Annotated in this window: 9 protein-coding genes; 8 read left to right on the top strand and 1 reads right to left on the bottom strand. The window is 72.3% G+C overall.

Annotated elements, in window-relative coordinates:
* From ACFYR0_RS07220 to ACFYR0_RS07185, 8 genes are all read left to right on the top strand, one after another.
* A partial coding sequence (locus ACFYR0_RS07220) for an alpha-glucosidase C-terminal domain-containing protein (protein WP_389322776.1) occupies positions 1 to 558 on the top strand: 558 nt, incomplete at its 5' end.
* 28 nt (positions 559 to 586) lie between these two features.
* The gene (locus ACFYR0_RS07215) at positions 587 to 1,969 is read left to right on the top strand and encodes a maltokinase (RefSeq protein WP_389322773.1); all 1,383 of its coding nucleotides are present in this window, start codon (positions 587 to 589) and stop codon (positions 1,967 to 1,969) included.
* Positions 1,970 to 1,974: 5 nt separating this feature from the next.
* Positions 1,975 to 4,188, top strand: coding sequence for a 1,4-alpha-glucan branching enzyme (glgB, locus tag ACFYR0_RS07210; protein WP_389322771.1), 2,214 nt, complete (start codon positions 1,975 to 1,977; stop codon positions 4,186 to 4,188).
* 57 nt (positions 4,189 to 4,245) lie between these two features.
* Positions 4,246 to 5,331 (top strand): glutamate--cysteine ligase, encoded by a 1,086-nt coding sequence (locus tag ACFYR0_RS07205; protein WP_389322769.1) that lies wholly within the window; start codon positions 4,246 to 4,248, stop codon positions 5,329 to 5,331.
* 175 nt (positions 5,332 to 5,506) lie between these two features.
* Positions 5,507 to 7,405: an AMP-dependent synthetase/ligase gene (locus ACFYR0_RS07200; protein WP_389322767.1), complete on the top strand. Its 1,899-nt coding sequence runs from the start codon at positions 5,507 to 5,509 to the stop codon at positions 7,403 to 7,405.
* A gap of 365 nt (positions 7,406 to 7,770) precedes the next feature.
* Positions 7,771 to 9,144: an NAD(P)/FAD-dependent oxidoreductase gene (locus tag ACFYR0_RS07195; RefSeq protein WP_389322765.1), complete on the top strand. Its 1,374-nt coding sequence runs from the start codon at positions 7,771 to 7,773 to the stop codon at positions 9,142 to 9,144.
* Between the two features lie 28 nt (positions 9,145 to 9,172).
* Positions 9,173 to 9,403, top strand: a complete 231-nt coding sequence (locus ACFYR0_RS07190; protein ID WP_389322763.1) for a hypothetical protein — start codon at positions 9,173 to 9,175, stop codon at positions 9,401 to 9,403.
* 467 nt (positions 9,404 to 9,870) lie between these two features.
* Positions 9,871 to 10,326, top strand: a complete 456-nt coding sequence (locus ACFYR0_RS07185; protein ID WP_389322761.1) for a cyclic nucleotide-binding domain-containing protein — start codon at positions 9,871 to 9,873, stop codon at positions 10,324 to 10,326.
* A gap of 16 nt (positions 10,327 to 10,342) precedes the next feature.
* On the opposite strand, the gene ACFYR0_RS07180 is transcribed toward ACFYR0_RS07185, so the two are convergent.
* A complete protein-coding gene (locus tag ACFYR0_RS07180; protein WP_389322759.1) occupies positions 10,343 to 10,957 on the bottom strand; it encodes a LysE/ArgO family amino acid transporter in 615 nt (204 codons plus the stop codon).
* Between the last annotated feature and the right edge of the window lie 12 nt (positions 10,958 to 10,969).

The raw sequence follows: 10,969 nt of genomic DNA, 5'->3' as shown, positions 1-10,969 counted from the left end.
GGCTCGCCGATCCTCTACTACGGCGACGAGATCGGCATGGGCGACAACATCTGGCTCGGCGACCGCGACGCCGTCCGCACCCCGATGCAGTGGACCCCCGACCGCAACGCGGGATTCTCCGCCGCCGACCCGGGCCGGCTCTCCCTGCCGACCATCATGGACCCCGTCTACGGCTACCAGGTCACCAACGTGGAGGCGTCGATGTCGTCGCCCTCCTCGCTGCTGCACTGGACCCGCCGCATGATCGAGATCCGCAAGCAGAACCCCGCGTTCGGGCTCGGCAGCTTCACCGAGCTCCAGTCCTCGAACCCGGCGGTGCTGGCGTTCCTGCGCGAGTACGAGGACGACATCGTCCTGTGCGTGGGCAACTTCTCACGGTTCGCGCAGCCGACCGAGCTGGATCTGCGGAGGTTCGAGGGACGCCACCCGGTCGAGCTGTTCGGCGGCGTGCGCTTCCCCGCCATCGGCGAACTGCCGTACCTGCTGACCCTGGCGGGCCACGGCTTCTACTGGTTCCGGCTCACCCGAGTGGCATCACGCATCGGCCGACGCGTGTGAGCGTGCTCCGAGGAAAGGACGCGGCGCCATGCCGAAGACCGCATCCCTGCACCGGGACAGTACGGGGCCGGTGCGGCCCATGGCCTCGCTGGACGGCCTGTTGCGCGAGTGGCTCCCGCGGCAGCGCTGGTTCGCGGGCAAGGACCGGCCGGTCACCGAACTGCGTCTGCTGTCGCTGACCGAGCTGTTCCCGGGCTGTCTGCATCTGCTGGTGCACGCGGACCACGCCCCGAGCCCGTCCGGTCACGCGGGCGTGCCCGCGCCCGGCACCGCCACCCCGCCCGGCGACTGCTACCAGCTCCTCCTCGGCGTCCAGCAGCACCTCTCGCCCCGGCTCGGCCGGGCACTGGTGGGCAGGGCGCAGGAGGGGCCGCTGGCCGGGATGGCGGTCTACGACGCGCTGCGCGACCCCCGGTCGGCCCAGCTGCTCCTGGAGCGGCTGCGCCGGCCGGGCAGCCTCGGGCCGCTGCGGTTCGAGGGCGCCCCGGGCGTGGCCGTGCCGTCCGGGCTGCCGCCACGGCTGCTGGACGCGGAGCAGTCCAACACCTCGCTGGTGTACGGGGACTCGTACATCCTCAAGGTGTTCCGGCGGATCCAGCCGGGCGTCAATCCGGATCTGGAGGTGACAAGCGCGCTGGCCGGGCAGGGCTGCCGCCGGGTGCCCGCGCCGGTGGCGTGGTTCCGCACGACCGAGCCGCAGGGGGCGACCCTCGGGGTGCTCCAGCCCTTCCTGCCGGACGCCGCCGACGGCTGGACGCTCGCCCTGCACGCGCTCGCCACCGGCGACGACTTCACCACCGAGGCGCACGCGCTGGGGCAGGCCACCGCCGATGTCCACCTGGCGCTGGCCGCCGCCTTCCCCGGCGGCCCGCCCGCCGAGAACAGGCGTACGGCCGCGGCGATGGCGGAGCGGCTGGACGCGGCCGCGCACAGCGTGCCGGGACTCAGGCCGTTCGTGCCGGGTCTGCGCAGCGCCTTCGGCATGCTCGTCACCTGCGATCCGGGGCCGACCGCGCAGCGTATCCACGGTGATCTGCATCTGGGACAGGTGCTGCGGGCCGGACGGGAGTGGTTCGTCATCGACTTCGAGGGCGAGCCGTCGCGTCCGCTCGCCGAGCGCTGCACCCCGCAGTCCCCGGTGCGGGACATCGCGGGGATGCTGCGTTCGTTCGACTACGCCGCCCGCCAGCGCCGCCCGTGGCGGCCGCAGTGGGCGCGCCGCTGCCGCGAGGCGTACTGCGCGGGCTATGCCGAGCGGGCCGGCTGGGACCCGCGCAAGAAGCACGCGCTGCTGCGTGCGTACGAGACGGACCGTGCCGTGTACGAGGTGTTGTACGAGGCCCGGCATCGCCCGGACTGGGTCGCCGTGCCGATGGCGGCGATCGAGCGTCTGGCCGTGAGAGGAGACTGAGAGTCGTGGCCCTGCGTGAGACTTCGCTGCCCGAGCCGTCCGGACCGCAGACCGCGGTCCGGGCCGCTCCCGCACTCGACCCGGGAGAGAGGGGCCGGCTGCTGGCGGGCGCGCATCACGATCCGCACGCGCTGCTCGGCGCCCGCGCGGTGCCGGGCGGGATCGCCTTCCGGGCGCTGCGGCCGTTCGCCCGTTCGGTGAGCGTCGTGACGGGCGGGGCCCGGCATCCGCTCGTCTCCGAGGGCGACGGCCTGTTCTCGGGCGTGCTGCCGCTCGAGGAGATCCCCGAGTACACCCTGGCGGTGGCGTACGGGGACGACCCCGAGCAGGAGACGCACGACCCGTACCGCTTCCTTCCGGCCCTCGGCGACGTCGATCTGCACCTGATCCGCGAGGGCCGGCACGAGCAGCTGTGGAAGGCGCTCGGCGCCGAGCCGATGGACCACCAGGGCGTGATCGGCACCCGCTTCACGGTGTGGGCCCCCAACGCTCAGGGCGTGCGGGTCACGGGCGACTTCACCTGCTGGGACGGGACGGCGTTCCCGATGCGCTCGCTCGGCGCGTCCGGGGTGTGGGAGCTGTTCCTGCCGGGCGTCGCCGAGGGCGCCCGCTACAAGTTCGAGATCACCACCCGGCACGGGGAGCGGCTGCTGAAGGCGGACCCGATGGCCCGCCGTGCGGAGGCGGCGCCGGACACGGCGTCGATCGTGCACGTCTCGCGCTACGAGTGGGCCGACGAGGAGTGGCTGGCCCACCGCGGCGACCTCCCGGTGCACGAGGCGCCGTTCTCGGTGTACGAGGTCCATCTGCCTTCCTGGCGCCCTGGTCTGACCTATCGTCAGCTGGCCGAGGAACTGCCCGCGTACGTCAGGGACCTCGGGTTCACGCATGTGGAGTTCATGCCGGTCGCCCACCATCCGTTCAGCGGTTCGTGGGGGTACCAGGTCACCGGCTTCTACGCGCCGACGGCCCGGCTGGGCCCGCCCGACGACCTCAAGTTCCTGATCGACTCGCTGCACCGGGCGGGGATCGGCGTGATCCTCGACTGGGTGCCGGCGCACTTCCCCAAGGACGACTGGGCGCTCGCCCGTTTCGACGGGGAGCCGCTGTACGAGCCCGGGGACTCGCGGCGTGCCGAGCATCCGGACTGGGGCACGCTGGAATTCGACTTCGGCCGGACCGAGGTGCGCAACTTCCTGGTGGCGAACGCCGTGTACTGGTGCGAGGAGTTCCACATCGACGGCCTGCGGGTGGACGCGGTCGCCTCGATGCTCTACCTGGACTACTCGCGGGACTCGGGCCAGTGGACGCCCAACGTGTTCGGCGGCAACGAGGACCTGGACGCGAAGGCGTTCCTCCAGGAGATGAACGCGACCGTGTACCGCAGGGCGCCGGGCGTGGTGACCATCGCGGAGGAGTCGACGGCCTGGGACGGGGTGACCCGGCCGACGGACAGCGGCGGGCTGGGCTTCGGGCTGAAGTGGAACATGGGCTGGATGCACGACTCGCTGGAGTACGTGCAGCACGAGCCGGTGCACCGCAAGTACCACCACAACGAGATGACGTTCTCGATGGTGTACGCGTACAGCGAGAACTACATCCTGCCCATCTCCCACGACGAGGTCGTGCACGGCAAGCGCGCCCTCGTCTCCAAGATGCCGGGCGACTGGTGGCAGCAGCGCGCCGACCATCGGGCCTACCTGGCCTTCATGTGGGCCCACCCCGGCAAGCAGCTCCTCTTCATGGGACAGGAGTTCGCGCAGGGCGGCGAGTGGTCCGAGCCGCACGGCCCCGACTGGTGGCTGCTCGACCCGGGCTACGGGGCGCACGCCGATCACCGCGGGGTACGCGACCTGGTCCGTGACCTGAACGCCGTGTACCGGGACACCCCGGCGCTGTGGCAGCGCGACACGGACCCGGGCGGGTTCCGGTGGGTGGTGGGGGACGCGGCCGAGGACAACGTCTTCGCGTTCCTGAGGTTCGACGCCGCCGGCTCTCCGCTGCTCGCGGTCAGCAACTTCTCCCCCGTGGTGCGCCACGGCTACCGCCTCGCCCCGCACGAGGACGCGGTCGCCTGGGTGGAGGTGCTGAACACGGACGCGGCCCGCTACGGCGGCGGTGACGTGGTCGACGGCGATCCGGTGAAGCCGGAGGACGGGCACATCAGCCTCACGCTGCCGCCGCTGGCGACGGTGTGGTTGCGGCCGTACACGGTGTGAAACGGCTCCGACGGGGCAGTCGGGTGCGTGTCACCCGCCGTGGAAAGGCTGTACCCGGTGCGCACCGTCGGAGTGGAGGAGGAGCTCCTCCTGGTGGACCCCGAGAGCGGGGAACCGCGGTCGATGTCGGCCGCGGTGCTGGCGCGTGCCGGGCGGGGCGACGGCGGCGAGCAGGTCTTCGAGAGGGAACTGCACGACCAGATGGTGGAGTTCGCCACCCATCCGCAGGAGGACATGGACGCTCTGCGGGCGGAGATCGTGCGCTGCCGTACGGAGGCGGCCCGGCACGCCGGGGAGCTGGGCTGCGCGGTGGCCGCGCTGGCCTCCTCCCCGCTGCCGGTCAGCCCGAGCATCGCGCTGAGCCGCCGCTATCAGTGGATGGCGGAGCAGTACGACATCACCGCGCGGCAGATGGTGTGCGGCTGCCATGTGCATGTGTGCGTGGACTCCGACGAGGAGGGCGTGGCGGTCGCCGACCGTATCCGGCCATGGCTGTCGGTGCTGTCGGCGCTGAGCGCCAACTCGCCCTTCTGGCAGGGCCTGGACTCCGGCTACAGCAGCTACCGCAGCCGGGTGTGGCAGCAGTGGCCCTCGGCCGGGCCGACGGAGGTGTTCGGGTCGGCCGACGCCTATCACCGCAGGGTCGCCGACATGGTGGCCACGGGCGCTCTGCTCGACGCGGGGATGGTGTACTTCGACGCCCGGCTGTCGGAGCGGTACCCGACGCTGGAGATCCGGGTCGCGGACGTGTGCCTGCGGGCCGAGACGGCCGTGCTCGTGGCCGCGCTGGTGCGGGGGCTGGTGGAGACGGCGGCCCGTGAGTGGCGCCAGGGGCTGCCGGTGCCCGGGCACAGCGTCAGCCTGCTGCGGCTGGCGAGCTGGCGTGCCGCGCGCTGGGGGCTCGACGGGGATCTGCTGCATCCCGCCACCCTGCGCCCGGCCCCGGCGGCGGACGTCGTACGCGCCCTGCTGGACCATGTGGGCGAGGCTCTCGACGCCGCCGGGGATCTCGAACGGGCTTGCGCGGAGGCCGACTTGCTGGTTCGCGCGGGCAGCGGCGCACAGGCGCAGCGCGCCCTGTACGAGCGCACCGGCAGCCTGCGCGAGGTGGTCACCGGCTGCGTGCGGCGGACGCAGGAGTGAGCCGCCGGGGGCGAGGCCGGCCGTGCCCTCCGAGTCCCCTCGCACGGCGAGATCAACGAGGCACAACCGTTATTCCATTCGCGGCACGGGCCGCTCACTCCTGGGCTAGATTCGACCACCGTCGATAACAGTGCTCGTCGGCGCCGTCACATTCCGTACCGACCAGGAGCAGCGCATGCGCGACTTCGCTCTCGCTCCGCCCGTCGTCCCGCCCGCGTCCGGCGGACTCGCCGACAGTGTCTTCGAGGCCGCGGTCCGCAGCCCCACTGTTCCCTTGCTGGCCCGCCGCACCTCCTCCGGCGGCTGGGAGGACGTGACCGCCGTCGAGCTGAAGGACCAGGTGGTCGACCTGGCCAAGGGGCTGGTCGCGTCCGGTGTCACCCCGGGCAGCCGGGTGGCCCTGATGGCCCGCACCCGGTACGAGTGGACGGTGTTCGCGCACGCGCTGTGGGCGGTGGGCGCCGAGGTGGTGCCGGTGCATCCCTCGTCCTCGCGGGACCAGGTGGAGTGGATCCTGCGGGACGCCGGGTGCGTGGCCGTGGTGGTCGAGGACGAGCATGCGGTGATGACCGTCGGCTCGGTGTGCGCGACGCTGTCACATCTGCGTCATGTCTGGCAGCTGGACGCCGGGGGGCTGCGCCAGCTGGTGGAGCGCGGGGCGTTCATCCCCGCCACCACGATCGACTCGCTGCGCCGGATCGTGCTCCCGGACGCCACGGCCGCCGTCGCCTACACCTCGGGCACCAGCGGGCGCCCGGTGGGCTGCGCGCTCACCCACCGGAGCCTGGCGAGCCCGTGCGACACCCTGCTGGCCGGCTGGGGCCACACGGCGGCGCCGCCCGGACGGCAGCCGCGCATCCTCGCCTTCCTGCCGCTGTCGCACGTCTACGGTCTGATGATCCAGGAGATCTGTCTGCGCGGCGGCGTGCTGATGGGCCATGAGCCCGACCTGAGCGAGGCGTCCCTGTCCGCCGCGCTGCGCTCCTTCAGGCCCACCTATCTGTACGGCGTACCGTCGATCTTCGAGAAGCTGTACAAGAATTTCCTGCGCACGGCCCAACAGGCTGGCCACGGCGCCCTGTTCGAGCGGGCGGCGGAGACGGCGCGGGCCTTCGCCGCGGCCACCGAGCGGCACCGGCTGGGCCGCGGCGGCGGTCCGGGGCCCAACCTGCGGTTCCAGCACGCCGTGTACGAGCGGACGGTGTACCGCAGACTGCGCGACGCGCTCGGCGGCCGGGTGCACCGGGCCACCTCCGGCGGCTCCCCGCTGAACCGTGAACTCTCCCTGTTCTACGAGGGCATCGGCATCTACGTGAACGACGGCTACGGCCTCACCGAGACCAGCGGCGGCATCACCAACCAGCCGCTGGGCCGGGAGAAGTCGGGCACGGTCGGCAAGGTGCTGCCCGGCACGGAGATCAGGGTCGCCCCGGACGGGGAGATCCTGGTGCGCGGCCCCTCGGTGTTCCAGGGCTACGTCAACGACGAGGCGGCCACCCGCGCGGCGCTGCGGGGCGGCTGGCTGGCCACCGGCGATCTGGGCCGGCTGGACTCCGAGGGCTATCTGACGATCACCGGCCGCAAGAAGGACGTCATCATCACCAGCGGCGGCAACAGCGTGGCCCCGGCGCCGCTGGAGCAGCGGCTGCGGATGCATCCGCTGGTGCACCAGGCCGTCGTCGTCGGCGACAACCGGCCCTGTGTGGGCGCGCTGATCACGCTTGACCCGGACTTCCTCAGCCACTGGCGTTCGGCCCAGCGCTGGCAGAGCGGTCTGCTGAGCCGGGAGGCGCGGGAGGAGAACGCGCTGCGCGAGGAGGTCGGACGCGCGGTGGCGGCGGCCAACAGCGTGGTGTCACGAGCGGAGTCCATCCGGGTGTTCCGGGTGCTGCCGGCGCCGTTCGACGTGGCGGGCGGGCTGCTGACGCCGTCGATGAAGCTGCGCCGGGACCTGATCGTGGAGCGCTACGCGCTGGAGATCGATGCGATGTACCAGGGGGGCACCCGGGTGCCCCGGCCGGCCTCGCCCGAGGACCCGCTGGGCTGGGACGACTCCGACGACGTGTTCCGCTGAGCGTTCCGCCGGACCTCGCCCGCATGAACGGCCGGCCCGGGGATACGCGTACGGCATCCGGTCGACCGGGCGCGGGCGCGGCGAGCGTTGCGTGCTGGGCCTGTCCGGCGGCGGATCCCCGGCGTCACCCGGGGGCGGACGGGAGTCTGACGACAGACCCTGGGGACTGTCCGGCGGGTTCCCGGCGTTCGCCCGCACGGTCGGCGGGAACCTGTCGGACAGGCGCCGCTGTCCCATGGATTCGTCAGCCTGCCTCACTCGGCTGGCGGGACCGCCCGGGACACGGTGGGATCAGTGGTGCGAGCCAGCGATCCAGGGGCAGGCGCACGGCGCCCGCGGAACGCCGCCTGGAAGCGCGGAAAGGGATGGACACCGTGACACGACCCAGGATCCTGGTGGTGGGCGCAGGCTTCGCCGGCGTGGGATGCGTGCGGCGGCTGGAGCGGGCCCTCGCTCCGGGCGAGGCCGAGATCACCCTGGTGACGCCGTTCGCCTATCAGCTCTATCTGCCCCTGCTCCCCCAGGTCGCCTCCGGTGTGCTGACGCCGCAGTCGATCGCCGTGTCGCTCAGGCGCAGCAGCAAGTACCGCACCCGGATCATCCCCGGCGGGGCGATCGGGGTGGACCTCAGGGCCAAGGTGTGCGTGGTCCGCACGATCACCGACGAGATCGTGAACGAGCCGTACGACTACATCGTCCTGGCTCCCGGCAGCGTCACCCGCACCTTCGACATCCCGGGCCTCACCGACCACGCGTTCGGCCTGAAGACGCTCGCGGAGGCCGCGTACATCCGTGACCACGTCATCGCGCAGCTGGATCTCGCCGACGCGAGCCAGGACCCGGCCGAGCGCGCCTCGCGGCTCCAGTTCGTGGTGGTGGGCGGCGGGTACGCCGGCACGGAGACGGCGGCCTGCCTCCAGAAGCTGACGCATGCCGCGGTCAAGCGCTATCCGCGGCTCGACCCGGGTCTGATCAAGTGGCATCTGATCGACATCGCGCCGAAGCTGATGCCGGAGCTGGGCGACAAGCTCGGCCGCAGCGCCCTGGAGGTCCTCCGGCGGCGCGGCGTCGAGGTCTCGCTGGGGGTGTCCATCGCCAAGGCGGGCGCGGAGGAGGTCACCTTCACCGACGGGCGGGTGGTGCCGACCCGCACGCTGATCTGGACCGCCGGCGTGGTCGCGAGCCCACTGATCGGCACCCTGGGCGCGGAGACGGTGCGCGGGCGGCTCGCGGTGACCGCCGAGATGACCCTGCCGGGCGAGGACGGCATCTTCGCGCTCGGTGACTCGGCGGCGGTGCCGGACCTGGCCAAGGGCGAGGAGGGCGCGATCTGCCCGCCGACCGCGCAACACGCCCTGCGCCAGGGCCGCAAGGTCGCCGAGAACCTGATCGCGACCCTGCGGGGCGAGCCGCTCCAGCCGTACGTCCACAAGGACCTGGGGCTGGTCGTCGACCTCGGCGGCACGGACGCGGTGTCCAAGCCGCTCGGGATCGAGCTGCACGGACTGCCCGCCCAGGCGGTGGCCCGCGGGTACCACTGGGGCGCGCTGCGCACCAACGTCGCCAAGACGCGGGTGCTGACCAACTGGCTGCTCAACGCGGTCGCGGGCGACGACTTCGTACGGACCGGCTTCCAGCTGCGGCGCCCGGCCAAGCTGAAGGACTTCGAGTACACGGACTCCTATCTGTCCCCGGAGCAGGTGCGGGCCCAGGTGGAGGGGAAGCCCGCGGAGGGCTGAGAACGCGGGACCGGGGTACCGGGTCCGTATGACCGAAGTCGTGGACGCCGACGAGCTGCTGAGACGGATGCAGCGCAGCAGGGCCCGTGCGGTGGAGGAGCTGGTCGCCTCGCGGGCCCGCGCCGAGGCCCTGCGGTCGCAGGATCCCGGCGCCGCCGGGGAGGCCCGCACGCGCGGGCTCGTGTACGAGGTGGTGATCGGGGTGCTGGACGAGATCCTGACGCCGGGGAGGCGCCCGGCACACGACGGGAAACCGTGAGCGGGGCCGTGGACGGTCGCGGACGTCCGAAGCGGTCCCTGTCGTCGTGGGCGGTCGGCCGAAGCAGCCCCTGTCCTCGCGGGCCGCGGGCTGCGGGGCCGTGGTCGGTCCGGGGTGGCCGGGGGCCGTGTGACGGGTGGTGCGATTGGTGGCCCAAGTGACAGAAGTGCTGATCGGCGCGGTGTGAAATGCCGGACGGAGTGAAACCCATCACTCGCGCCTGTTTCGATTGCGTTAACCAGCGGCCAATGGTTTATCGTTCATCCATAAGCGGTGACGGAGTCGATCATCACGGTCCCCGAGTCCACCGCCAAGAGCTGCCCTGGCTGGTTTCCCCCGTCCAGCCAGGGCTTTTTTCTGCCCTGACGCGGAAAACCCCCTTCCGCCGAGGTGCTCTCACGGCTGTCGGCGGCTGAAATGGGGCGTAGGGAAAACACCGGAACCTCTCCCGGCAGGAGCCCCGCGCCATGACCAAAGCGATCAAACTGCTGACCGCCCTCCCGCCGCCGCAGCGCGCGCGGCTGATGGAACTCGCCCGCGAGGTCTCCTTCCCGGAGGACGCCCGCATCTTCGAGGCGGGCGGTACGGCCGACCGCTTCTGGGTCGTCCGCTCCGGCGCCGTCTCCCTGGACCAGCGGGTGACGTCCCTCCAGCGGGTGACCGTCGCCAGCCTCGGCGCGGGGGACCTGCTCGGCTGGTCCTGGCTCTTCCCGCCGTACAGGTGGGACTTCGGCGCCGAGGCCTTCAGCCCCGTGCGGGCCTACGAGTTCGAGGCGCAGCCCGTGCTGGAGCTGTGCGAGGCCGATCCGCAGCTCGGGCTGACCCTGGTGCGGATCGTCTCGGAGATCCTCGCCCACCGGCTGGAGTCGACCCGCAACAAGCTGATGGAGCAGTACGCGGTGAACCGGCGCGGGGTGATCTGACCCGTTCCGCCCGGGATCAGTCGCCCGCGATCAGCAGCACCCCCATGGTGATCATGGTGGCGGCGACCAGCCCGTCCAGCACACGCCAGGCGCCGGGCCTGGACAGATGCCGACCGAGCAGCCGGGCACCGAAGCCGAGCGCGGCGAACCAGCACACGCTGGCGAACACGGCCCCGAGTCCGAACGTCCAGCGCAGCGGGCCCCGGTCGGCGGCGATGGAGCCGAGCAGGAAGACGGTGTCGAGGTAGACGTGCGGGTTGAGCCAGGTCAGGGCCAGACAGGTCAGCACCGCACGGCGCATCGACCCCGTCGCCTGCCCCTCGGTGTTCAGCGCGCCCTGCGGCCGCAGCACCCGGCGGGCGGCGAGGACGCCGTAGCCGATGAGGAACGCTCCGCCGATCCAGCCGACCACGGTCAGCGCGGCCGGCCACGCCACCACCACCGCGCCGACCCCGGCCACGCCCAGCGCGATGAGCAGCGCGTCCGACAGGGCGCAGATGCCGACGACGGCCAGGACGGAGTCCCGGCGTACGCCCTGGCGCAGGACGAAGGCGTTCTGGGCGCCGATGGCGACGATCAGGGACAGGCCGGTGCCGAAACCCGCGGCGGCGGCGGACAGCGCGTTGCTCATACCGTCGACGCT

Origin of the sequence: Streptomyces sp. NPDC005017 (assembly GCF_042873115.1) — a bacterium.
Lineage (GTDB): Bacteria > Actinomycetota > Actinomycetes > Streptomycetales > Streptomycetaceae > Streptomyces.
Note: the sequence above shows the minus strand (reverse complement) of the source record. Positions and strands in the feature narration are given on the sequence as shown.